This is a genomic window from Pseudomonas mosselii (assembly GCF_019823065.1).
In the GTDB taxonomy this organism is placed as follows: domain Bacteria; phylum Pseudomonadota; class Gammaproteobacteria; order Pseudomonadales; family Pseudomonadaceae; genus Aquipseudomonas; species Aquipseudomonas mosselii.
Genome location: NZ_CP081966.1, coordinates 5,535,018 through 5,557,332, shown reverse-complemented (window position 1 = coordinate 5,557,332; position 22,315 = coordinate 5,535,018). Strand labels below are relative to the sequence as shown.

Below are 22,315 nucleotides of genomic sequence, written 5' to 3'. Positions count from 1 at the left end.
GAGCGCCGCGCGTCGTGGGAAACCCTGATTGCATTGCCCGTCGCCCGGGCCGTTGGTCGCGGCGCCCGGTCGCTTTTGCGAGTGACGCTAAGCTCATCTGTGGGGGGAGATATTCTTACCTTCAATGAGGTGAACGGATGGGAGAGTCGCAACTAACCGCAAACAAGCCGGAGCTATATGAACGCCTGATCGACCGCCTTGGCCTGGCACTGGAAGTGGCCAGGACCTCGGTGCGATTGCGCGACGAGATGCCTGCCGAACTGGAGTTGCGTGGCCTGAGTCATGCCGAGTTCGAGGTCATCAAGGCCTATCTGGAAACCCTTCCGGAGAGCCGTTTTGCCAGTGCCGGTGCCTACCCGCAACCGGAGCCTTCCTCGGCCAGGATCGTCTGGCTCAAGGACCGCAAGCGCTCCGGCGCTCCAGCCAGCTCCAGGACGTTGCCGTTCCGATAGCCGTTCAGGGTTGCAGGCGCGGATCGACGCGCCGGTTTTACGCAATGCATGCATCGATCGGCGCCGGTTGCCCTTGAGGCCCGGTGCCGATCCTCTTAGGCTGCACGCCTTCCATGGAGGTGTGTGATGCCGCTGCGCTTTTTCATCAAACAATGGCTGATGCCGCCCGGCATCCTGTTCCTGCTGTTGCTGGCTGCCTGGTGGTGGCGCCGTCGCCGTCCGCGTCTGGCGGCGGCCTGTTTTGCCCTGGGCTTGGGGGGCTTGTGGTTGATGAGCCTGCCGTTGACTGTCGAGCAGGTTGCCCGGGCTCTTGAAACAGAGCCAGCGTTGAGGGCCGATGAATGGTCGAGTCTGGCGACCAGGGCCGATGCCATCGTGATCCTGGGGGCCGGGCGCGAGCGCGGTGATCCAGCGTGGGAAGGCACCGACCAGCCGACCTACATCGCGCTGGAGCGCATGCGCTATGCCGCCCAGCTGGCCAAGGCCTCGAGGTTGCCGGTGCTGACCAGCGGTGGCTTGCACTATGGCACGCCGCCCAGTGAAGCTCAGCTGATGGCTGACCGGCTGCTGGCCGACTTTGCTGTGAAGGTCACCTGGAAGGAGGAGGCTAGCCGCACCACTTGGGAAAACGCCGAGTTCAGCGCCAAGGTGTTGCAGCCACTGGGCATCAGGCGCGTGGTGGTGGTGACCCAGGCCTGGCACATGCAGCGTTCGCGCTGGAGCTTCGAGCGGGCCGGGTTCGAGGTGGTGTCGGCGCCGGTGGGCTTCCTCGGGCGCGATCATGCGCGACCGTTCGCCGGGTTGCTGCCGGAAAGCCGGGCCATGTGGCAGAGCGGGCAGTTGCTGAACGAGGCGGTGGGGTTGCTGGGGTATCGGTTGTTCTACTGATGTCCAGCGTACACACCCTCTGAGCGGCGTTGTGTCGCGAAAGGGCCGCAAGGCGGCCCCAGGATCTCATTGTCGACGCAAAGACCGCTGGGGCTGCTTCGCAGCCCTTTCGCGACACAAGGCCGCTCCTACAGGGGGGTGTCGATCAGACTGTCTTGGCAATCCGCCCGGCCAGCAGCGCCCAACCCAGCAATAGCACGCAGACGATCGCCAGCGGCCACGAGCGCCATTGCAGGTAGGGCGTCAGCTGTTGCATCGGCACCACTTCGCCGTACAGCACGCCCCGCTGGAACTGCGGGATTTGCGCGGTGATCCTGCCGAACGGGTCGATCAGTGCCGTCACGCCGTTGTTGGTGGCGCGGATCATCCAGCGACCGGCCTCCAAGGCACGCATCTGGGCCATCTGTAGGTGCTGCAGCGGGCCGATCGATGTACCGAACCAGGTGTCGTTGCTGATGGTCAGCAACAGGTCGCTGCGTGCGGCAAGGCTGGCGGCGAACTCGGGATAGACCACTTCGTAGCAGATGTACGGGGCGACCTGGTAACCCTTGGCCTGCAGCAGGGGCTGGTCCTCGGGGCCGCGGGCGAAGTCCGACATCGGCAGGTTGAAGAACTCGATCAGGCCGCGCAGCATGTCCTGCAGTGGCACGTACTCACCGAACGGCACCAGCTTCTGCTTGAGGTAGGTGCCGTCGCCTTCGCCGGTCACGGTGACGCCGTTGAAGTAGCGGCGCTGATGGTGGACCATCTGCCGCACCGGTACCCCGGTGATCAGCGCCGAGTGCCGTTCGGCGGCAAAGCTGCCCATCATGTCGATGTAGCCCTGGGCCTGGTCCTTGAGCACCGGCACGGCGGTTTCCGGCCAGACCAGCAGGTCGACGGGTTTCGAGCTGAAGCTCATGTCGCGGTACAGCGCCAGTTGCGCATTGATGTGTGCCGGGTCCCATTTCAAGTCTTGCTCGACATTGCCCTGCAGGGCGGCGACCTTCAGCGGATCGCCCACCGGCTCGGTCCAGGCATGGTCCTTGAGGGCCAGGCCGAGGATCCACGGCGCCACCAGCAACACCGCGCCGACCGCCAGGAACGAACGGCGTTCACGCAGGCGGTACAGGTTGCACAGCAAGGCGGCGCTCAAGGCCAGGACGAAGGACACCAGCCAGACGCCGCCCAACGGGGCGAGGCCGGCGAGTGGACCGTCGAGCTGGCTGTAGCCAGCGTACAGCCAGGGAAAGCCGGTGAGGAACCAGCCACGGAAGGCCTCCTGCAGCAACCACAGGGCGGCGAAGCACAGGGCATCGGCCAGTGGCGCCTCGTCGCGGCGCAGCCAGCGCGCCCAGAGCCAGGCGGGCAAGGCAAAGAAGAACGCCAGGCAGGCGAAGAACGCCAGCAGCAGGGCGATCGCCAGCAGTGGCGAGGCGCCCCCGTAGGTGTTCATGCTGACGTAGATCCACCAGGTGCCGGCGCCGTAGAGGCCGAAGCCGAAGCACCAGCCACGGCCCAAGGCCTGGCGCGGCGTCAGTTCGCGCAGGCCGGCGTAGAACAGGGCGATGGAGAGGATGGCCAGTGGCCAGACGTCGAACGGTGCCAGGGCCAGCAGGGTGGAAGCGCCGGCCGCCATGGCCAGCAGGTTACCGGGCCAGCCGGGGCGGGTGATCCAGCGCATTTTCGTCCTTAACGGTTGATCGGGGTCAGGCGCAGCAGGTGTACCCGCCGGCTGTCTGCGTTGAGAATACGGAAGCGGTAGCCGCCGATCTCGGTGGTTTCATTGCGCTTGGGCAGATGGCCGAAAGCGCTCATCACCAAACCGCCGACGGTGTCGAACTCGTCATCGGAGAATTCGCTGTCGAAGAACCCGTTGAAGTTCTCGATCGGCGTCAGCGCCTTGACCAGGAAGTCGCCGCTGGGCAGCGGCTTGATGTAGCTGTCTTCCTCGACATCGTGCTCGTCCTCGATATCACCGACGATCTGCTCGAGCACGTCCTCGATGGTCACCAGGCCCGCCACGCCGCCGTACTCGTCGATGACGATGGCCATGTGGTTGTGGTTGGCGCGGAACTCGCGCAGCAGCACGTTCAGACGCTTGGACTCGGGCACGAAGGTGGCCGGGCGCAGCAGGTCCTTGATGTTGAAGCTGTCGCCGTTCTCCTTGAGGATCAGCGGCAGCAGGTCCTTGGCGAGCAGGATGCCGAGCACATCGTCATGGCTCTCGCCGATCACCGGGTAGCGCGAGTGCGCGGCGTCGATCACCGCCGGCAGGAACTCGCGCGGCGACTGGCTGGCCTTGATGCTGATCATCTGCGAGCGCGGCACCATGATGTCGCGCACCTGCAGGTCGGCGACCTGAATGGCGCCTTCGACGATGGTCAGCGCTTCGCTGTCGAGCAGCTTGTTCTGATGGGCTTCGCGCAGCAGCTCGAGGAGCTCCTGGCGGTTTTTCGGCTCATGGGCAAAAGCCTGGGTCAGTTTACCCAGCCAGGACTTCTGCCCGTTGCTCGATCGGTCTTCGCTCATGGCGGTTACTCGTGATCCTTGCAGTATCAGTGTGTGATTGTTTCGGTTTCGTCGTCGGCGTAAGGGTCCGGATGACCCAGTTCCGCCAGCAATTGCCGTTCCAACGCTTCCATTTCCTCGGCTTCATCCTCTTCGATGTGGTCGTAGCCGAGCAGGTGCAGGCAGCCGTGGATGACCAGGTGCGCCCAGTGCGCCTCCAGGGACTTGCCCTGTTCGGCGGCCTCGCGCTCGACCACCGGCACGCAGATCACCAGGTCGCCCAGCAGCGGGATGTCGAGCAGCTCGTCGGGCACGTCGGCGGGGAAGGACAGCACGTTGGTTGCGTAGTCCTTGTGCCGATAGGTGTGGTTCAGCTCGCGGCCTTCGGCTTCGTCGACCAGGCGAATGGTCATTTCCGAGTCGGCGCTGCGCTGGCGCAGGGCAAGTTCGCACCAGCGGCGCAAGGCGGCGTCATCGGGGGTAGCGGCGTCCGTGGCCCGTTGCAGGTCGAGTTCAAGCATCTTTGCCGGGTGCCTCGGGCTTGGCCTGACGGGCGTCGAAGCGGTCGTAGGCTTCGACGATACGCTGCACCAACGGGTGGCGTACCACGTCCTTGGGCTGGAAATGGGTGAAGCTGATACCCGGGACGTCCTTGAGCACCTCGATCACATGGGCCAGACCCGACTTGGTGCCGCGGGGCAGGTCGACCTGGGTGATGTCGCCGGTGATCACCGCGGTCGAGCCGAAGCCGATGCGGGTGAGGAACATCTTCATCTGCTCGAGGGTAGTGTTCTGGCTCTCGTCGAGGATGATGAAGCTGTTGTTCAGGGTACGGCCGCGCATGTAGGCCAATGGCGCGATCTCGATCACCTGGCGCTCGATGAGCTTGGCCACGTGCTCGAAGCCGAGCATTTCGTAGAGCGCGTCGTAGAGAGGGCGCAGGTACGGGTCGATCTTCTGGGCGAGATCGCCGGGCAGGAAGCCGAGCTTTTCGCCGGCCTCGACCGCCGGGCGCACCAGCAGGATGCGGCGCACCTGTTCGCGCTCCAGCGCATCGACCGCGCAGGCCACGGCCAGGTAGGTCTTGCCGGTACCGGCCGGGCCAATGCCGAAGTTGATGTCGTTGGCCAGGATCTCTTTGACGTAGCGTTGCTGGTTGACGCCGCGCGGACGGATGTTGCCCTTGCGCGTGCGCAGCGAAACGCTGACTTCGTTGACCGCCGGGTTCTCGAGGGTCTCGACCGTCGACTCCTGGAGATAGAGATGGACCGTTTCCGGCGACAGGTCGGTGGCCTTGGCCTCGCGATAGAGGCGGCGCAGCAACTGTTCGGCGGCGAAGGTGGTCTTGGGTTCGCCAATCAGTTCGAATTGATTGCCGCGGTTGCGGATCTCGATGGCCAGGCGTTGTTCGATCAGGCGCAGGTGCTCGTCGAACTGGCCGCACAGGTTGGCGAAACGATGGGCCTCGAAGGGTTCGAGGATGAAACGATGGGGTTGTATGGGTGCGTTCAAGGTCGTTTTTAGCCGCTCGACGGCAATGAATGTGAACTCAAGAATAACCCTTGAGTGGCAGTGGCGAAAGCACTGAAACGATCAAGGGTCGGTGCGACGCTTCCGATCCGCGTGCCGATCATGGCAGGGCAAGTTGACGAAACGGTGATGCCGGTGGGCCGTGCAGGGGCCGGGGCGGCTCAGGGCAGGGGCGAGAAAGGCGTGCGACCTTCGGCGTTCTGCAGTTCCAGCAGGTATTTGCGGAAGATCTGGCCGAGCACCTGGGTGGCGTGCTCGAGCTCGTCGCGGGGCATCTGCTCGGTAACTTCGTCGGCCATGTCCAGGGCGTCTTCGGCGCCGTTGACCGCGGCGATCTTGAGCAGGATGTAGGCCTGCACGTTATTGGCCTTGACCCCTTCGCCATGGAAGAACATCGAGCCCAGGCGGTACTGGGCCTGGCCCTGGCCCTGCAGCGAGGCCTTTTCGAACCACTTGAGCGCCTTGTCGAGATGGCGCGGCGTGCCGCTGTAGTAGAACTCGCCCAGCTCGTACTGCGCTTCGGCATCCCCGGATTCCGCCGTCTGCTCGCAGGCCTTCAGGGCGTTCTGCAGGTCTTCGGGTGCGGTATCGAGCGTGCAGCGGCCCGTCGTTGGAATCAGCAACGAGTTTCCGCCCTCCGCCAAGGTCAGCAGAGGCTGAAGAAGCAACAGGCAGCCCAGGGTCAGGGCGCGGCCGGTGCGGTTCATGGGGATCGACTTACCTCTGCAAAGCTACGGCCAATGTCTCTGGTGGCACATTATGGGATAAGCAGCGCCTACCTTACAAAGTTTTACTCAGATTTCTACTGGGTTGAGGGAGCCAACTGATTGCGCATGGGGATTTATTGATGGTACTGACCTTTGCGGGAGCGGCAAGGCAGCTCCCACAAAGGGGGGCAGCTATTTACTTCAGGGCAGCGAAGGCCTTTTCGGCGGCGTCCAGGGTGATCTGCAGTTCCTTGTCGCCATGGGCGATGGAGGTGAAGCCCGCCTCGAAGGCGCTTGGCGCCAGGTACACGCCGCCGTCGAGCATCAGGTGGAAGAAACGCTTGAAACGCTCGGCATCGCTTGCCATCACGTCGTCGAAGGTGACGATGTCGTCGGCACCGCTGAAGTACAGGCCGAACATGGCGCCCGCCTGGGTGGTGACGAATGGGATGCCGGCGGCATCGGCGCGTTGTTGCAGGCCATCGAGCATGCGGCTGGTGAAGGCGCTCAGCTCGTCATGGAAGCCCGGGCGGCTGATCAGCTTCAGGGTGGTCAGGCCCGCGGCCATCGCCAGCGGGTTGCCCGACAGGGTGCCGGCCTGGTAGACCGGACCCAGCGGGGCGATGCAACCCATGATTTCACGCTTGCCGCCGAAGCAGCCGACCGGCATGCCGCCGCCGACGATCTTGCCGAAGGTCGACAGGTCCGGGGTGATGCCGTAGTGGCCCTGGGCGCCACCCAGCGACACACGGAAGCCGGTCATCACTTCATCGAAGATCAGTACCACGCCATGCTGGTCGCACAGCGTACGCAGGCCTTCGAGGAAGCCCGGCGCCGGGGGGACGCAGTTCATGTTGCCGGCCACGGGCTCGACGATGATGCAGGCGACGCTCTGGCCGACGTCGGCCAGGGTCTTCTCGACGGCGGCGATGTCGTTGAACGGCAGGGTCAGGGTGTGCTTGGCGAAGTCCGCCGGCACCCCGGCCGAGCTTGGCACGCCTTGGGTCAGCAGGCCGGAACCGGCCTTGACCAGCAGGCTGTCGGAGTGACCGTGGTAGCAGCCCTCGAACTTGATGATGGCGTCGCGGCCGGTGTAGCCACGGGCCAGGCGGATGGCGCTCATGGTCGCCTCGGTGCCGGAGCTGACCATGCGCACCATCTCCATCGACGGCACGATCGAGCAGACCAGGTCGGCCATCTCGGTTTCCATGGCGGTCGGCGCGCCGTAGGACAGGCCGTGCTCGAGTTGTCTGCGCACGGCATCCAGCACGTCGGGGTGGCCGTGGCCGAGAATCATCGGGCCCCAGGAACCGACATAGTCGACATAACGCTTGTCGTCCTCGTCGATGACGTAGGCGCCTTCGGCGTGCTTGAAGAACAACGGGGTGCCGCCGACGCTCTTGAAGGCGCGCACCGGCGAGTTGACGCCGCCGGGGATGTGTTTCTGGGCTTGGGCGAACAGGGCTTCGGAACGGGACATGGAGTCTTCTCTCGAAATCAGGAAACGAACAGGGCGTTGAAGGCGCGGGCGCGGCGGGTGACTTCCTGCGCGCTGTCGGCACCGAACAGGCCGTGGATCACCGCCAGCAGGTCGGCGCCATGGGCGACCAGCGGGGCGGCGTTGTCGAGGGTGATGCCGCCGATGACGGCGATCGGCAGCTTGACCTGGGCGCGGGCTTGTTCCAGCAGTTCGACGCTGGCGGCGGGCGCGCCCGGTTTGGTGACGGAATTGAAAAAGCGACCGAAGGCGACATAGCTGGCGCCTTCGCTGGCGGCCTGCTGCGCGAGGTCGAGGCTGGCGTGGCAGGTCGAGCCGATGATCGCCTGGCGGCCGAGCAGGGCGCGTGCCGGGGTGAGCGGGCCGTCGGTCTGGCCCAGGTGCACGCCGACGCCCAGGCGCGCGGCCAGTTCGGCGTCGTCGTTGATGATCAACTGAGTGCCGTAGCGTTCGCAAAGCTTGGTCAGCGCTTCAGCTTCGCGCAGGCGACGTCCGGCGTCTTCGCTCTTGTCGCGGTACTGCAGCAGGCAGACACCGCCTTCGAGTGCTGCCTCGACATGGCTCAGAAAACGGCCGGCGAGCAGCTGGCTGTCGGTGATGGCATACAGACCGCGGAGCGTCATCGGGTAGCCTCGAGTCAGGAACAGAAATCCAGGGGCAGGCGGCGCGGCACGTACTGGCCCTTGCCCAGTTGTTCGGCGTCGCGCAGGGTCCGCCAGGTGTAGTCCAGGGCGCTGCGCACGGCGCTGGTCAAATTTTCGCCCAGGGCCAGGCGGCCGGCCAGGGCGCTGGCCAGGGTGCAGCCCGAGCCGTGGTAGCTGCCAGGCAGGCGCTGGCAAGTCCAGGTGTGCTGCTGGTCGTCGCGGCTATACAGGCGGTTGTGAATTTCCACTTCGTCGCCGTGACCGCCGGTGATCAGCAGGTGTCTACAGAACGGCAGCAGCTTTTCGGCGCATTCGTCCGCGGTGCCTTCAGGCAGTTCCGCCAGGATACGCGCCTCCGGCAGGTTCGGCGTGGCAATGGTGGCCAGCGGCAGCAGGCGTTCGCGCAGCGCGTAGCCGACCTCGTCCTTGCCCAGGCGACCGCCGCCGCCGGCGCGCAGCACCGGGTCGCAGACCAGTGGCAGGTGCGGATGGGCGCCGAGCAGTTCGGCGACGGTGTCGACCATCTCGATCGAGCCGAGCATGCCCAGCTTCACCGCGGCCACCGTGGAATCGGCCAGCACGGCGTTGGCCTGGGCCAAGACCCACTCGCGGTCGAGCACGCGGAAGTCGGAAACGTTGACGGTATCCTGCACGGTCAGGGCTGTCACGGCGGGCGCGGCGTGACAGCCCTGGGCGATCAGGGCTTCGATATCTGCCTGCAGCCCGGCGCCACCACTGGGGTCGTGGCCGGAGAGACAGAGGACAACGGGGCGGGAGCTGTAGGTATTCATGGTCGGCGAGCTTATCACCAAACCTTTTTCTGCGGTTCGCTCGCGGCGAGAGAATTGCTGATCATGTGGTCAGTTTGGCCTGGCTGTATATTCTGAAATATGCATTCTAGAGCCTCTGCGTTCAAAATCTGGGTGGCTCATTGCCAGTGCTGGAGGCTATGCTAGAGTGCTCGGATAACTCGATAAATGGGTTCTGCTGGATCACGTCGTCTCAAAGGGATGGGAGGCAACCGCGACGCGACCGGACAGGCCATGCTGGGGCTGTATGCGCTATTTGCTGATTGTGCTTCTGGGCTGCTTGCCCGTGCTGGCCGGAGCGGTCGAATTCGACGACGCCACCGGACGCCTGCCGCTGGGTCGGTACATGCAGGTCTATGAAGACCACGATGGCAGCGCCAGCATCGCCCAGGTCAGTTCCGCGGCGTTCGCCGGGCGCTTCCAGGCGCATCAGGACGACGTGCTCAATGCGGGCTACTCCACGTCGGTGTTCTGGCTGCGGGTCGATCTTGCCTATGCCGCCGCCCCTTCGGCTGCGCCACGCCAGTGGCTGCTGGAACTCGCCTATCCGCCGCTGGATCACCTGGAACTCTACCTGCCGGATGCTCAGGGCACCTATCGCCTGGCCCGGCGCACCGGTGACGCGCTGCCCTATGCCAGCCGGGAGATTCGCCAGAACAACTACCTGTTCGAATTGCCGCTGCAGCCCGGCCAGGCGACCACCGCCTACCTGCGCCTGCACAGCCAGGGCTCGATCCAGGCGCCGCTGACTTTGTGGTCGGCCGAGGCCTACCTGGAAGACCAGCCCACACGCCTTTACGTGCTGGGCATGATTTACGGCGTGCTGCTGGTGATGCTGGTGTACAACCTGTTCATCTACCTCAGCGTGCGTGATGTCAGCTACCTGTACTACATCCTTTATATCGCTTCGTTCGGTCTCTACCAGGTGTCGGTCAACGGCGCTGGCATCGCCTATTTCTGGCCCGACAGCCCGTGGTGGGCCAACGCCGCCACTCCGTTGTTCATCGGTGCCGCCGGGCTGTTCGGCTGCCAGTTCGCCCGCCACTTCCTGCAACTTGGCAGCCTCAGCCGGGGCTTCGACCGCCTGCTCAAGGGGTTGATGGCCGGCGGCGCGCTGGTCATGGTGCTGGCAGTGAGCTTGCGCTACGGTGTGGCGCTGCGCATGGCCACGGTGTTGGCGCTGCTGTTCACCGTCGGTATCTTCAGCGCCGGGCTCTATGCCTGGTGGCGCGGTTTGCGCGTGGCGCGCTGGTTCATCATCGCCTGGACCGCCTTCCTCGTTGGCGGGTTGGTCAACACCCTGATGGTGTTGGGCTACCTGCCCAACGTGTTCATTACCATGTACGCCAGCCAGCTCGGCTCGGCACTGGAGGTAGCGCTGCTGTCGCTGGCCCTGGCCGACCGCATCAACAGCCTGCGCGAGCAGCAGGCACAGACCCTGCGCGAGACCGGGCGCACCCTGGAACAACTGAACCTGCAACTGGCGCGTAGCAACCGGCTCAAGGACGAGTTCCTGGCCACCGTGACCCATGAACTGCGCACGCCGATGAACGGCGTGATTGGATCGCTGGAGCTGCTGCATACCTTGCCCATGAGCGCCGAGCAGGCCCAGTACCATCGCACCGCCACAGGTTCCGCCCAGGACATGATGGCGATGGTTGACGACATCCTGATCCTCACCGAACTGCAGGCCGGGCGCCTGCGCAACCAGGGCATGGCGTTCAGCCTGCGACGCCTGCTCCAGGAACTGCGCGCCGGCTATGCCAGCCAGGCGCTGGCCAAGGGCCTGTACCTGAGCCTGGACATCCCCGCCGACCTGCCCGACAGCCTGGTCGGCGATGCGCAGAAGCTCGCCCGCTGCCTCGCCTGCCTGGTGGATAACGGGCTGAAGTTCACCCATCAGGGCGGTGTCACCGTGCAGGCCCGTGGCCGGCGCACCGGGCCGGACAGCTTGGTCCTGAGCCTCACGGTCAGCGACAGCGGCATCGGCTTCGACGACCTGGACCAGGCGGTGCTGTACCAGCGCTTTTCGCAGGTGGACGGCTCGATGACCCGGAGTTACGGCGGGCTGGGCATCGGCCTGTCGATCTGCCGGCAACTGGGCGAGTTGATCGGTGCGCAGCTGTCCCATGAGTCGACGCCGGGGCTGGGCAGCCGCTTCGAGCTGACCCTGGCCCTCGCGGTGGCGCAGGTGCAGATACCGCCGACGCGTGCCGTTTCGGGGATGGAGCGCTTCTGACGAGTCCGTTGGTTACAGGGACTGCGCAGGGTTTGAGGGCGCGAAGCGCCCCCATGTAGTCCGTTTTGTCACTTTGACTCGAGGGCCTGCGGTGCTTCACTGGGTTATCCAGGCATGACCGGATCCAGGAGGCCGCCGATGAACCTGCACCAGTTCGCTGAAACCCACGAAGTCACCAACCAGCCGCCGTCCCTGGACGGCGCCAACCTGTATCGCCTCGATCAGCCCCTGCAGGAGTGGTCGCGCCGGTTCGGCGCCGGCTGGGCCGAATCGCGGATCGACGCCTACGGCGCCCTGGCCGGTGGTCCGCTGATGGCTGCGGGTTTCCTGGCCAATGCCCACAAACCCGAGTTCAGCAGCCATGACCGCTATGGCCACCGTATCGACCTGGTGGAGTTTCATCCCGCCTATCATCAGCTGATGCGCACCGCCGTCGAGCACGGCCTGCCCTCGCTACCCTGGGCCGAGCCAAGGGACGGCGCCCATGTGGCGCGGGCCTCGATGACCTACCTGCACAGCCAGGCCGAAGCCGGTACCGGCTGTCCGCTGACCATGACCTTCGCCGCCGTGCCGGCCCTGCGCTTGCAACCCGAGCTTGCCGGCTACTGGCTGCCGAAAGTCCTGGCCCGTGAATACGACCCGCGCAACGTCGGCGACCGGCACAAGGCCGGTGTCACCATCGGCATGGCCATGACCGAGAAACAGGGCGGCACCGATGTTCGCGCCAACACCACCCGCGCCTACCCGGTGGGCACGCCCGGCCCGGGCCAGCCCTATGAGCTGGTGGGGCACAAGTGGTTCTGTTCGGCGCCCATGTGCGACGCCTTCCTCACCCTGGCCCAGACCGAAAAGGGCCTGAGCTGCTTCCTGCTGCCGCGCCACCGGCCCGACGACAACCGCAACCAGTTCTACATCCAGCGCCTGAAGAACAAGCTGGGCAACTGTTCCAACGCCTCCAGCGAGGTGGAGTTCCGCGGTGCCCTGGCCTGGATGATCGGCGAGGAGGGGCGCGGCGTGCCGACCATCATCGAGATGGTGGCCATGACCCGCTTCGACTGCATGGTCGGCTCCAGCGCCCTGATGCGCCAGGCCCTGACCCAGGCCGCGCACCACTGCGCCCACCGTAAGGTCGGCGGGCGCGTGCTGGCCGAGCAGCCGCTGATGCAGAACGTGCTGGCCGACCTGGCCCTGGAGAGCGAGGCCGCCCTGGCCCTGAGCCTGCGCATGGGCCAGGCCCTGGACCGCCTCGACGACCCGCAGCAGGCGCACTTTGCCCGCCTGGTCACGGCCGTGGGCAAGTACTGGATCTGCAAGCGCGCCCCCGGGATGATCAACGAGGCCGCCGAGTGCCTGGGCGGCGCCGGCTATGTCGAGGACAGCATCCTGCCGCGGCTGTACCGCGAGGCGCCGGTCAACTCGACCTGGGAGGGCTCGGGCAACGTGCAGTGCCTGGACGTGCTGCGGGCCTTGTCGAAGGAGCCGGGCGTGCTCGAGGCGCTGTTCTGTGAGTTGGGAGACGGCCATGGCGATCCGCGGCTGGCGGCGTTCATCGGCAACCTCAAGGGTGCCTTCGCCGATACCGGTGATATCCAGTACCGCGCCCGGCAACTGACCGAGGACATCGCCGTGGCGCTGCAGGCCAAGCTGCTGCTCGAGGCGGGCAATGCCACGGTGAGCGATGCGTTCATCGGCAGTCGCCTGGGCGGCGGCGGGCGGGTGTATGGCGCGTTGCCACGCGGCGTGGACGCCGAGGCGCTGGTGGCCAGGGCCACGCCTGCGTGGGCCGGGTAACGCCCTCGTGGGGGTGTATTTGCCCGGCAACGCAGGCAAGATGGCTGTCATGCATCCCCTAAGACAGGAAGCCCAGTGTGAGCCAAGCGTTTGTAGTCGTTGATACCCCCGAACAGGCCGTCGACCGTCTGGCGGCCCTGCATGAACAGGCCACCGGGGCCTTGAGCCAGGCCCTCAAGCGCTACCTCAAGGACCGCACCGAGCCGGGCGACGAGGAGCGTGCGTTGTTCCGCTACCCGGCACTGCGCCTGACCTACTCCAGCCAGGGCGAAGTCGCCGCCACCACCCGCGCCTACGCAAAGGTCCAGGTGGACGGCACCTACAGCGTCACCGTCACCCAGCCCGCGGCGTTCCGTGGCTACCTGCTCGAGCAACTGCGCCCGCTGATGCACGACTACACCGTGACCGTGGAAGTCGGCGTCAGCGAGCAGAACATCCCTTACCCCTACGTGGTCGACCAGGGCGACGAACTGGCCGGCAGCGGTATCACCGCCGCGCAACTGGCGCGGGTGTTCCCCAGCACCGACCTGTCGGCGGCCACCGACAACATCGCCGATGGCCTGTACGACTGGGAAAGCGCCGAGACCCTGCCGCTGGCGCTGTTCGACGCCGCCCGCGTGGACTTCTCCCTGCGCCGCCTGGTGCACTACACCGGCAGCGACTGGCGGCACATGCAGCCGTGGATCCTGCTGACCAACTACCACCGCTACGTCGACCAGTTCATCGCCCATGGCCTTGAGCAGTTGCGCGAGGACCCACGCTTCGTGCGCATGGTCCTGCCGGGCAACGTGGTCATCGAGAAGGGCATGGACAACGGCGAGGCCCAGGCCCTGGTCGCCAGCGTGGTCTGGCACCGCTACCAGATGCCGGCCTACCACCTGATCGCCGCCGACGGCGATGGCGTGACCCTGGTCAACATCGGCGTCGGCCCGTCCAACGCCAAGAACATCACCGACCACCTGGCGGTACTGCGCCCGCACTGCTGGCTGATGATCGGCCACTGCGGCGGCCTGCGCCAGTCGCAGACCATCGGCGACTACGTGCTGGCCCACGCCTACATGCGTCGCGACGGCATCCTCGACCGCGTGGTGCCGCCGAACATCCCGATTCCGGCCCTGGCCGAGGTGCAGCTGGCGTTGCAGGAGGCGGCCGCGCAGGTCACCGGCGAGCGTGGCGAGCAGCTCAAGAAGCGCCTGCGCACCGGCACCGTGCTCACCTATGACGACCGCAACTGGGAACTGCGCTGGGCCCAGGAACGTCCGTTGATCAACCTGTCCCGCGCCGTGGCGGTGGACATGGAAAGCGGCACCATCGCGGCCCAGGGCTACCGCCTGCGCGTGCCGTACGGCACCTTGCTGTGTGTCTCCGACAAGCCGCTGCACAGCGAGATCAAGCTGCCGGGGTCGGCCAACGCCTTCTACAACCGCGCGGTCAGCCAGCACCTGAAGATCGGCATCGCCGCCCTTGATCTGCTGCGTACCGAGCTCAACTCGCTGCACTCGCGTAAACTGCGCAGTTTCGATGAGCCGCCGTTCCGCTGAGGATCCATGTCCCTGCCACCCCGTAGCACACCGCGCCGCCCTGCGGCGCGGCCCACCGGCCCGCGTCGCCAGCCCAAGGCGCCGCCGGCCGAGCCGCGCTTGATCCTGTTCAACAAACCGTTCGATGTGCTCACCCAGTTCAGCGACGGCGAGGGGCGGGCCACGCTCAAGGACTTCATCGACATCCCCGGCATCTATCCGGCCGGGCGCCTGGACCGGGACAGCGAAGGCCTGCTGCTGCTGACCAACGACGGGCGCCTGCAGGCGCGCATCGCCGATCCGAAGCACAAGCTGGCCAAGACCTACTGGGTGCAGGTTGAGGGTGAGCCGAGCGAGGAGCAGCTAAAGCGCCTGCGTGATGGCGTCGAGCTCAACGACGGGCCCACGTTGCCGGCCCAGGCGCGTCTGCTCGAGGAGCCCGAGCTGTGGCCGCGCAATCCGCCGGTGCGTTTTCGCAAGAGTGTGCCGACCGCCTGGCTGGAGCTGGTGATTCGTGAAGGACGCAATCGCCAGGTGCGGCGGATGACGGCGGCGGTGGGATTGCCCACCTTGCGCCTGGTGCGAGTGCGGATTGGCGACTGGACGATCGAGGGACTGGAGCAGGGCTGCTGGCGCGAGGTGCCGGCGCAGCTGTAACTGCAATTGGGGGGCATGTCGCGGGAGCAGGCTTGCTTCGCGAGGCCCCCTCAACGCCGCTACACCCCTTCGATAAACCCCACCACCACGCTCTTGATGATGAACGCCAGCACGCCAAGGCCCAGCACAAAGAACAGGATCAGCGTGCCAAAGCGCCCGGCCTTGGACTTCTTCGCCAGGTCCCAGACGATGAAGCCCATGAAACCGATCAGCACGGTGACCAGGACGATCATCATCCATTCTTCGAATACTGCGGGATCCATCGGTTCACTCCAGGCAGGTTGAGCCCCCGATCATACGCCGCACGCGCGAGGATTCAACGCAGGTGGGTCAATGGCAGCTCGGTGCTGGCCAACACCTGGTTGAGCACGAAGCTCGAGCGTACGCTGGTCACGCCTTCGATACGGGTCAGGCTGCCCAGCAGCAGCTTTTGGTAGTGGTCCATGTCCGGCACCACCACCTTGAGCTGGTAGTCGGCGTCCATCCCGGTGACCAGGCTGCACTCGAGTACCTGAGGCAGGCTGCGAATCGCCGCCTCGAAGGTCTCGAAGCGCTCGGGCGTGTGCCGGTCCATGCCGATCAGCACATAGGCGGTCAGGCTCAGGCCGAGCTTCTTGCGGTCCAGCAGGGCCACCTGGCGCGAGATGTAGCCGTCGTCCTCGAGCTGCTTGACCCGACGTGAGCACGGGGAAGGCGACAGGCCGATGCGTTCGGCCAGTTCCTGGTTGGAGATGCGCGCATCGCGCTGCAATTCGGCGAGGATGCTCAGGTCGTAGCGGTCGAGCTTGCTCATGGAAAGGGCCTTTTCTGTTCGGATTGCTGCGAATTATCGATCCTGAGTGAAAAATTGCGCAAGCGCTATTTATCAGAGCAATCTTCGCAATCCTCTGCCCCGGCGTCTGGCCTATCTTTATCACCAGAGTCACTGCCCGGACATCAGTCCACGGCGACGCGCCCTAGGCGGGCGGTCGCGGCCAGCCATCCAACAGGATCCGCCAGGCCCCCGGGCTACGCACTGTCCAGAAGACGGCGCGAGGTGAGCCGGTGTCACAAGCGCCGAGCACGGACGACAATTCCCGAAGGGAGGCCGCAAGGCCTCCCTTTTTTATTGCGCCGCAGGCTACGCTTGCCAGGCCAGCGAGCATCCCATTCAGGCCTTTGAGCAATTGGCGCACCAGAATGTCGGCTAATTTAATCTGCCGGTCGCGTTCTGCCGAGTAGACTGCCGACGATAATGGCGGGTGTTTGCATCGAGAGGAACAACATGAGTTCGCGCATCTGGCGGTTGGCAGGTGTTGGTTTGCTGGGCCTGGGCATCAGCCTGGGCGCCCTGGCCGAAGGGCCTGGAGAAGGGCATGACGGTCATGGCGGTCAGCAGGAGCAGGGCGGTGGCGAACGGCGTGGCTCGCCGCTCAATTCGCGTGACGAAGTGCGTCAGACGCAACCGCCGCGCCAGGGCTATTACCAGGACATTCCCCGTCGCTACGGCGATAACCGTCACTGGGAAGCGGGCGGTCCGGGTCAGCGCCCCGGTGGCGACTGGTCAGGCCGGCCCGACGGTCATGGCAATGGCTGGGGGCCAGGGCCGCAGTACCATCCCGGGCATACCGTCGACCGCTTTCCGGATCGCTATTGGAAGGTGCCGTACCGCGGACAGGACTACTTCTACTCCGGCGGCTACTGGTACCGCCCCCATGGCGGCGGCTACGTGGTGGTCACACCGCCCTACGGCGTGCGGGTCGGCTACCTGCCGCCCTACGCCCGTGAAGTGTGGCTGAGCGGTGCGCTGTTCTTCCTGGTGGCCGACACCTACTACCAGTACCTGGCCGACAGCCGCGAGTACGTGGTGGTCAACCCGCCCGCTGTGGCGCCTGCGCCAATACCGCAGCAGGGCGGCGGCTACGATGTGATCGCCTATCCGATGTATGGCCAGGGGCCGGAGCAGCAGGAGCAGGACCGCTATCAATGCCATCGCTGGGCGGTGAGCCAGTCGGGATTCGATCCGGCGACCGCCACCTATGCGCCGCCGGCCAATGTGGCGGACAACTATCGACGGGCCTTGGGGGCGTGCCTGAGCGGGCGTGGCTACAGCATCAATTGATGGCGCTTTTGCGATAACCGGCTACACCGGGTCGGCGTGGACCATCACATCGGCCCGTGGATAGCGCTGGCGAATGACCTGCGAGGCCTGCACGCACAGTTCATGAGCGGCATGCAGCGGCATGTCGCCGGGCAGCTCCAGATGCAGTTGCACGAACCACTGGCTGCCGGAGACCCGTGTGCGCAGGTCATGCACGCCCCTTACCCCGGGGATCGCCAGCACCACTTCGAGCATGCGCTCGCCGATATCGGCGGGCAGTTCCTTGTCCATCAGGATCGCCGTGCTCTCGCGGGCGATCTGCAGCGCGCTCCACAGGATGTACAGGGCGATCCCCAGGCCGAACAGGGCGTCGAGCTGAGGCCAGCCGTAGCGGGCCAGGAGCAGCGCCAGCAGGATGCTGGCATTGAGCAGCAGGTCGGAGCGGTAGTGCAGCGAGTCCGCGCGCACGGCGGTGGAGCCGGTCAGGCGGATGACCTTGCGCTGGAGCGCCAGCAGCGCCACGGTCAGCGCCAGGGAAAGCAACATCACCGCGATGCCGACCGCGGTATCGCCCAGGGGCTCCGGCGACTTCAGCCGCTCCACCGCCTGCGCCCCGATCAGCACCGCGCTGACCCCGATGAACAGCGCCTGGGCCATGCCGGCCAGGGCTTCGGCCTTGCCATGGCCGAAACGGTGGTCGTCATCGGCCGGGCGCAGCGCGTAATGCACCGCCAGCAGGTTGAGGAAGGAGGCGGCGGCATCCAGCGCCGAGTCGGTCAGCCCGGCCAGCAGGCTGACCGAGCCGCTCAGCCACCAGGCCACGGCCTTGCTCAGCACCAGGATGCAGGCGACGCTCAGCGAGGCGCGGGTGGCCAGGCGCAGCAGGCGTTGGTGTTCGGCGGTGGCAGTCATGCGCAGGAGATCGTCCGGATCAGGTCAGGCCGCGGGTACCAGGCCGTAGCTGGCCAGTTGCTCGACGCTGCCGCGGTGCTGGATCAGCCGCGGGTCGTTCAGCGGCAGGCGCTGGCCCAGTTCGCTTTCAAGGATAGCCTGCAGCTTGGTCCGGTCGACCTGTCCGTCGGCATTGATCGCCGGCTTGAGCTTGGCCGGGTCGATCTGCGCGCTCTTGCCGCCAGGGTAGTAGATGGCGCCGGTGGCAAAATCGATGCCGAAGGCGATCAGGCCGGGAATCACGTAGAACAGGATACCGATGGCGTCCATGGCCGCGACCACGGGGTCGATCTTGCCTTCGATCTGGCCGCGACGGTCAGGGTAGAACAGGGTGCCGCAGGCCGTCAGCTGGGTCAGCAAGGTGGCGATCAGGGCGCCACCGATGACGCGGGAAGGGATGCGCATGTGAATCTCCGGAAGATAACGACAAACAAGGGCGCGGCAATCGTGCACGCCTGAGGTTAAGACCATGATAGGGCAGCCTCGGTTCGCCGTTATACTCGGTCGATTGTTCGAGGACCACCATGATTTCATTACCGATCGATGCCGTACTGTCCGACCTGCGCCAGGCCCTGGCCCAACGTGACGAAGCGGTGCTCGAGGCGCCCCCCGGCGCCGGCAAGACCACCCGCGTGCCCCTGGCCCTGCTTGATGAGCCCTGGCTGCAAGGACAGAGCATCCTCATGCTCGAGCCCCGGCGCCTGGCCGCCCGCGCCGCTGCCGAGCGCCTGGCCAGCGAATTGGGCGAGAAGGTCGGCGAAACCGTGGGCTACCGCATCCGCCTGGACAGCAAGGTCGGCCCGAACACGCGCATCGAAGTGGTCACCGAGGGCATCCTCACCCGCCGCCTGCAGGCGGATCCTGCGCTGGAGGGGGTGGGGCTGCTGATCTTCGACGAGTTCCACGAACGCAGCCTGGATGCCGACCTGGCCCTGGCCCTGAGCCTCAACGGCCGGGCGCTGCTGCGCGACGAGCCGCCGCTGAAGGTCCTGCTGATGTCGGCGACGCTGGAGGGCGAGCGGCTCTCGCGCCTGCTCGACGACGCGCCGATCATCAGCAGCCAGGGACGCATGCATCCGGTGGAGATCCGCTGGAGCCGGCCCTGGCAGCCTGGCGAGTTCGTCGAGCCGCGGGTGGTCGACTGCGTGCTCCAGGCCCTGGCCGACGAGTCCGGCAGCCTGCTGGTGTTCCTCCCCGGGCAGGCCGAGATCCGCCGTGTGCACCAGGCCCTGCAGGAGGCCGTGGGCGAGCGTCCGGACGTCCTGCTCTGTCCGCTGCACGGCGAGCTTGAACTGAGCGCCCAGCGTGCCGCCATCGAGCCGGCGCCCAAGGGCCAACGCAAGGTGGTGCTGGCCACCAATATCGCGGAAACCAGCCTGACCATCGACGGTGTGCGCGTGGTGATCGACGCAGGTCTGGCGCGGGTGCCGCGCTTCGATCCCGGCAGCGGCATGACCCGCCTGGACACCCAGCGCATTTCCCGCGCCAGTGCCACCCAGCGTGCTGGGCGTGCCGGTCGCCTCGAGCCCGGCGTGTGCTATCGACTGTGGTCCGAGGCGCAGCACGATCAGTTGGCGGCCCATGGCAGCGCCGAGATCCTCCAGGCCGACTTGGCCGGGCTGGCCCTGCAGCTGGCGCGCTGGGGTGTGCCACCGGAGCAGCTCAGCTGGCTCGACCAGCCACCGGCCGCTGCTTACGGCCAGGCCCAGGACCTGCTGGCCCGGCTCGGTGCCTTCAAACCCGGTTGCCGCGACAACTTGAGTTCACATGGCCAGGCCATGGCCGAGCTGCCTGCGCATCCGCGCATCGCCCATCTGCTGCTGCGCGGGCAGGACCTCGGATTGGCCGACATGGCCTGCGATGTCGCCGCGCTGCTGGGCGAGCGCGACATCCTGCGCGGCGGCGGTGCCGACCTTCACAGCCGGCTGGCGCTGCTCAGCGGTGAAAGCCGCGCCTCCCGTGGCGGGCAGGGCGGCGTGCAGCGCGCCCGGCAACTGGCTCGGCAGTACCGCGGCCAGTTGCGTGGCAAACCGCGCAGCCCGGTCGCCGACCCCGACCATCCCCGCTGGCTGGGCGCCGTGCTGGCGCTGGCCTACCCCGACCGGGTGGCGCAGCAGCGTCGCGAAGGCGGCGCCGAGTACCGCCTGGCCAATGGCCGGGCGGCGTTGTTCGCCGAAGCCGATGCGCTAATGAAAAGCCCGTGGTTGGTGATTGCCGACCTGGGCAGCCGCCAGGGACAGCGTGAGGAACGCATCTACCTGGCCGCCGAATTCGATCCGGCGCTGTTCGACGGTGTGCTGGCCGAGCAGGTGGAGCAACTCGACCTGCTCGACTGGGACGAACGTGAACAGGTGCTGCGCGCCGAGCGCCAGCGCAAGGTCGGTGAGCTGGTGCTCAGCCGTGAACCGTTGCCGGGGCTGGATGACGACGCACGGGCCAGGGCATTGCTGGGGCTGGTGCGGCGCAAGGGCCTGAACCTGCTGACCTGGACCCCGGAACTGCGCCAGTGGCAGGCCCGCGTCGCGCTGCTGCGTCAGCTGGATCTGGAAAAGGACGGCCACAGCGAGTGGCCGGATCTGGGCGACGACGCCTTGCTCGCCAGCCTGGAAGACTGGTTGCAACCTTATCTGGGCAAGGTGTCGCGGCTGAGCCACTTCGCCAACCTGGACCTGCCCTCGATGCTGCGCAACCTGCTGCCCTGGCCGCTGCCCCAGCGCCTGGACGAGCTGGCGCCATCGCACCTGGCCGTGCCCTCGGGGTCCAGTATTCGCCTGGACTACAGCGAGCAGCCACCGATCCTTGCCGTGCGCCTGCAGGAGCTGTTCGGCCTGGCCGACACCCCGCGCATTGCCAATGGCCGCCAGCAGGTCAAACTGCACCTGCTGTCACCGGCGCGCCGGCCGGTGCAGGTGACCCAGGACCTGGCCAACTTCTGGCGCACCACCTATGCCGAGGTGAAGAAGGACCTGAAAGGGCGCTATCCCAAGCATTTTTGGCCCGACGATCCCCTTGTGGCTCAGGCTACAGCGCGAGCGAAGCCAAGAGATACGTGACTTTCAACTGCGATCAAAATGAGGGTAATGACTCGGCAGCGTCGGGGCTAAGGTTCGCGAGTTCTTGCAGGACTTGCCGCAGGTTGCTCAGCTGTAATGTGGAACGTCCGGCGAATCCACCTCCCGCACTCCAGCATTAAGGGCAATGGTTTCCGCCTATTTTTAAGTGGGTGCGACGGTCCTTATCGCCAGTGCGGACGGGGAAGGCCGCTCAGCCGCAGCTTGAGGTCGGCAACTAAACTGTCAACCTCGGCAGTGACTAGCTTCATGGCGTCAGCTGTCGATCCCATACCTATCAGCTTAGCCACCCGGATGCTTTCGCTCTCGTAGAGCTCTTGGAGCTTGGCTGTCAGTTCTCCAGCCGAACGAGACTGCTTGGCAAACTCAGCTTGTCGGCGCAGCATTTCGGTACGTGCGTGGTCGAGGGCTTTTTCAGAATCTGCATTATTCATTTCGACCATGGAAATGATGCCTTTGGCTCGCATGTAGAAGCGAATGGCTTGCTTTGTGATGTCTGGGGGCAGCTCTGCCAAACACTCCGGTGCAGAGTCAAAGAGGGGGAAGGGGTTTTGACCGATCGGCCAAACGGTCACATAGGGCGACCCCTCTTCGAGATCAAGGAGTTCTCTCGCATATTCTTCCGAATACAGATCCCATGCCGTTGTTAGTTCAACCAGTATCAGCTGGCTGGTGTTGTAGACAATTACTTGGCGATCAATGTGAGCCTTCTGATCTGCAATCTCACGCGCGTTCTTCGCGGCAACCTCTGACCGCTCAAATGTTCTACGGGTTGCCCTCATGGTAAAGTACCCACCGATGAATGCCCCGATCAACGCGGTCACAAGCGAACTTGAAAACACGTGGTTGATTCCGGCCCACAACCAGCTAGTAGTTGCGTGAAAATCCATTGTTTGCTCCTTGCGCGCCGGGAGAGATGTCCTCGCTCATTCGATCAAGGATATAACGTTTTGCATAGAGGGGTACCAAGAATACTGCGGGGGGATGG

The 22,315-nt window shown here is 65.6% G+C and carries 21 protein-coding genes; 8 read left to right on the top strand and 13 right to left on the bottom strand.

What is annotated here, in order from left to right; all coding sequences use genetic code 11:
- Window positions 1-137 precede the first annotated feature (137 nt).
- Window positions 138-452, top strand: coding sequence for a hypothetical protein (locus K5H97_RS25765; RefSeq protein ID WP_028690399.1), 315 nt, complete (start codon window positions 138-140; stop codon window positions 450-452).
- Window positions 453-578: 126 nt separating this feature from the next.
- On the top strand, window positions 579-1,340 hold the full coding sequence (locus K5H97_RS25760; protein ID WP_028690400.1) for a YdcF family protein: 762 nt from the start codon (window positions 579-581) through the stop codon (window positions 1,338-1,340).
- Window positions 1,341-1,485: 145 nt separating this feature from the next.
- Here K5H97_RS25760 and lnt read toward each other — a convergent pair whose 3' ends face one another.
- The 8 genes from lnt to K5H97_RS25720 form a co-directional block, all read right to left on the bottom strand.
- Window positions 1,486-3,003 carry an apolipoprotein N-acyltransferase gene (gene lnt / locus K5H97_RS25755; RefSeq protein ID WP_028690401.1) on the bottom strand — a complete coding sequence of 506 codons (1,518 nt, stop codon included), beginning with the start codon at window positions 3,001-3,003 and terminating at the stop codon, window positions 1,486-1,488.
- A gap of 8 nt (window positions 3,004-3,011) precedes the next feature.
- On the bottom strand, window positions 3,012-3,851 hold the full coding sequence (locus tag K5H97_RS25750; RefSeq protein WP_028690402.1) for an HlyC/CorC family transporter: 840 nt from the start codon (window positions 3,849-3,851) through the stop codon (window positions 3,012-3,014).
- Between the two features lie 26 nt (window positions 3,852-3,877).
- Window positions 3,878-4,351, bottom strand: coding sequence for an rRNA maturation RNase YbeY (ybeY, locus tag K5H97_RS25745; protein ID WP_028690403.1), 474 nt, complete (start codon window positions 4,349-4,351; stop codon window positions 3,878-3,880).
- The gene (locus tag K5H97_RS25740) at window positions 4,344-5,342 is read right to left on the bottom strand and encodes a PhoH family protein (RefSeq protein ID WP_028690404.1); all 999 of its coding nucleotides are present in this window, start codon (window positions 5,340-5,342) and stop codon (window positions 4,344-4,346) included. Before K5H97_RS25740 ends, ybeY begins: the two co-directional genes overlap by 8 nt.
- A 179-nt stretch (window positions 5,343-5,521) precedes the next feature.
- Window positions 5,522-6,067: a tetratricopeptide repeat protein gene (locus K5H97_RS25735; protein WP_028690405.1), complete on the bottom strand. Its 546-nt coding sequence runs from the start codon at window positions 6,065-6,067 to the stop codon at window positions 5,522-5,524.
- A gap of 196 nt (window positions 6,068-6,263) precedes the next feature.
- On the bottom strand, window positions 6,264-7,547 hold the full coding sequence (hemL, locus tag K5H97_RS25730) for a glutamate-1-semialdehyde 2,1-aminomutase (protein WP_028690406.1): 1,284 nt from the start codon (window positions 7,545-7,547) through the stop codon (window positions 6,264-6,266).
- A 17-nt stretch (window positions 7,548-7,564) separates the two neighbouring features.
- The gene (gene thiE / locus K5H97_RS25725) at window positions 7,565-8,188 is read right to left on the bottom strand and encodes a thiamine phosphate synthase (RefSeq protein WP_028690407.1); all 624 of its coding nucleotides are present in this window, start codon (window positions 8,186-8,188) and stop codon (window positions 7,565-7,567) included.
- Window positions 8,189-8,202: 14 nt separating this feature from the next.
- The gene (locus K5H97_RS25720; RefSeq protein WP_028690408.1) at window positions 8,203-9,000 is read right to left on the bottom strand and encodes a hydroxymethylpyrimidine/phosphomethylpyrimidine kinase; all 798 of its coding nucleotides are present in this window, start codon (window positions 8,998-9,000) and stop codon (window positions 8,203-8,205) included.
- 265 nt (window positions 9,001-9,265) lie between these two features.
- Here K5H97_RS25720 and K5H97_RS25715 point away from each other — a divergent pair, with 265 nt between their 5' ends.
- From K5H97_RS25715 to K5H97_RS25700, 4 genes are all read left to right on the top strand, one after another.
- Window positions 9,266-11,257 (top strand): sensor histidine kinase, encoded by a 1,992-nt coding sequence (locus K5H97_RS25715; RefSeq protein ID WP_028690409.1) that lies wholly within the window; start codon window positions 9,266-9,268, stop codon window positions 11,255-11,257.
- A 138-nt stretch (window positions 11,258-11,395) separates the two neighbouring features.
- Complete coding sequence (locus tag K5H97_RS25710) at window positions 11,396-13,048, top strand: acyl-CoA dehydrogenase family protein (protein ID WP_028690410.1); 1,653 nt, start codon at window positions 11,396-11,398, stop codon at window positions 13,046-13,048.
- Window positions 13,049-13,125: 77 nt separating this feature from the next.
- A complete protein-coding gene (gene amn, locus K5H97_RS25705) occupies window positions 13,126-14,589 on the top strand; it encodes an AMP nucleosidase (protein ID WP_028690411.1) in 1,464 nt (487 codons plus the stop codon).
- 6 nt (window positions 14,590-14,595) lie between these two features.
- Window positions 14,596-15,225 carry a pseudouridine synthase gene (locus K5H97_RS25700; protein WP_028690412.1) on the top strand — a complete coding sequence of 210 codons (630 nt, stop codon included), beginning with the start codon at window positions 14,596-14,598 and terminating at the stop codon, window positions 15,223-15,225.
- A 59-nt stretch (window positions 15,226-15,284) separates the two neighbouring features.
- On the opposite strand, the gene K5H97_RS25695 is transcribed toward K5H97_RS25700, so the two are convergent.
- Window positions 15,285-15,488: a DUF2788 domain-containing protein gene (locus tag K5H97_RS25695; RefSeq protein ID WP_028690413.1), complete on the bottom strand. Its 204-nt coding sequence runs from the start codon at window positions 15,486-15,488 to the stop codon at window positions 15,285-15,287.
- Between the two features lie 53 nt (window positions 15,489-15,541).
- Window positions 15,542-16,018, bottom strand: a complete 477-nt coding sequence (locus K5H97_RS25690) for an Lrp/AsnC family transcriptional regulator (protein WP_011535815.1) — start codon at window positions 16,016-16,018, stop codon at window positions 15,542-15,544.
- 471 nt (window positions 16,019-16,489) lie between these two features.
- On the opposite strand from K5H97_RS25690, the gene K5H97_RS25685 reads away from it, so the two are divergent.
- Window positions 16,490-17,326, top strand: coding sequence for a DUF6515 family protein (locus K5H97_RS25685; protein ID WP_028690414.1), 837 nt, complete (start codon window positions 16,490-16,492; stop codon window positions 17,324-17,326).
- Window positions 17,327-17,347: 21 nt separating this feature from the next.
- On the opposite strand, the gene K5H97_RS25680 is transcribed toward K5H97_RS25685, so the two are convergent.
- On the bottom strand, window positions 17,348-18,217 hold the full coding sequence (locus tag K5H97_RS25680; protein WP_028690415.1) for a cation diffusion facilitator family transporter: 870 nt from the start codon (window positions 18,215-18,217) through the stop codon (window positions 17,348-17,350).
- A 24-nt stretch (window positions 18,218-18,241) separates the two neighbouring features.
- Complete coding sequence (locus K5H97_RS25675) at window positions 18,242-18,661, bottom strand: hypothetical protein (RefSeq protein WP_028690416.1); 420 nt, start codon at window positions 18,659-18,661, stop codon at window positions 18,242-18,244.
- Window positions 18,662-18,780: 119 nt separating this feature from the next.
- Here K5H97_RS25675 and hrpB point away from each other — a divergent pair, with 119 nt between their 5' ends.
- The gene (hrpB, locus tag K5H97_RS25670) at window positions 18,781-21,309 is read left to right on the top strand and encodes an ATP-dependent helicase HrpB (RefSeq protein WP_222577999.1); all 2,529 of its coding nucleotides are present in this window, start codon (window positions 18,781-18,783) and stop codon (window positions 21,307-21,309) included.
- Window positions 21,310-21,491: 182 nt separating this feature from the next.
- Here the strand turns inward: hrpB and K5H97_RS25665 are convergent, their stop codons facing one another.
- A complete protein-coding gene (locus K5H97_RS25665) occupies window positions 21,492-22,217 on the bottom strand; it encodes a hypothetical protein (protein WP_028692301.1) in 726 nt (241 codons plus the stop codon).
- Window positions 22,218-22,315 lie beyond the last annotated feature (98 nt).

Excerpts from the sequence above, each read along its gene's own strand:
- K5H97_RS25735 (WP_028690405.1), bottom strand. The coding sequence starts at position 6,067 with ATGAACCGCACCGGCCGCGCCCTGACCCTGGGCTGCCTGTTGCTTCTT.
- K5H97_RS25765 (WP_028690399.1), top strand. The coding sequence starts at position 138 with ATGGGAGAGTCGCAACTAACCGCAAACAAGCCGGAGCTATATGAACGC.
- K5H97_RS25685 (WP_028690414.1), top strand. The coding sequence starts at position 16,490 with ATGAGTTCGCGCATCTGGCGGTTGGCAGGTGTTGGTTTGCTGGGCCTG.
- ybeY (WP_028690403.1), bottom strand. The coding sequence starts at position 4,351 with ATGCTTGAACTCGACCTGCAACGGGCCACGGACGCCGCTACCCCCGAT.
- K5H97_RS25695 (WP_028690413.1), bottom strand. The coding sequence starts at position 15,488 with ATGGATCCCGCAGTATTCGAAGAATGGATGATGATCGTCCTGGTCACC.
- K5H97_RS25675 (WP_028690416.1), bottom strand. The coding sequence starts at position 18,661 with ATGCGCATCCCTTCCCGCGTCATCGGTGGCGCCCTGATCGCCACCTTG.
- K5H97_RS25700 (WP_028690412.1), top strand. The coding sequence starts at position 14,596 with ATGTCCCTGCCACCCCGTAGCACACCGCGCCGCCCTGCGGCGCGGCCC.
- K5H97_RS25690 (WP_011535815.1), bottom strand. The coding sequence starts at position 16,018 with ATGAGCAAGCTCGACCGCTACGACCTGAGCATCCTCGCCGAATTGCAG.
- K5H97_RS25750 (WP_028690402.1), bottom strand. The coding sequence starts at position 3,851 with ATGAGCGAAGACCGATCGAGCAACGGGCAGAAGTCCTGGCTGGGTAAA.
- hrpB (WP_222577999.1), top strand. The coding sequence starts at position 18,781 with ATGATTTCATTACCGATCGATGCCGTACTGTCCGACCTGCGCCAGGCC.
- K5H97_RS25665 (WP_028692301.1), bottom strand. The coding sequence starts at position 22,217 with ATGGATTTTCACGCAACTACTAGCTGGTTGTGGGCCGGAATCAACCAC.
- K5H97_RS25710 (WP_028690410.1), top strand. The coding sequence starts at position 11,396 with ATGAACCTGCACCAGTTCGCTGAAACCCACGAAGTCACCAACCAGCCG.
- lnt (WP_028690401.1), bottom strand. The coding sequence starts at position 3,003 with ATGCGCTGGATCACCCGCCCCGGCTGGCCCGGTAACCTGCTGGCCATG.
- thiE (WP_028690407.1), bottom strand. The coding sequence starts at position 8,188 with ATGACGCTCCGCGGTCTGTATGCCATCACCGACAGCCAGCTGCTCGCC.
- K5H97_RS25760 (WP_028690400.1), top strand. The coding sequence starts at position 579 with ATGCCGCTGCGCTTTTTCATCAAACAATGGCTGATGCCGCCCGGCATC.
- hemL (WP_028690406.1), bottom strand. The coding sequence starts at position 7,547 with ATGTCCCGTTCCGAAGCCCTGTTCGCCCAAGCCCAGAAACACATCCCC.
- K5H97_RS25680 (WP_028690415.1), bottom strand. The coding sequence starts at position 18,217 with ATGACTGCCACCGCCGAACACCAACGCCTGCTGCGCCTGGCCACCCGC.
- K5H97_RS25720 (WP_028690408.1), bottom strand. The coding sequence starts at position 9,000 with ATGAATACCTACAGCTCCCGCCCCGTTGTCCTCTGTCTCTCCGGCCAC.
- K5H97_RS25715 (WP_028690409.1), top strand. The coding sequence starts at position 9,266 with ATGCGCTATTTGCTGATTGTGCTTCTGGGCTGCTTGCCCGTGCTGGCC.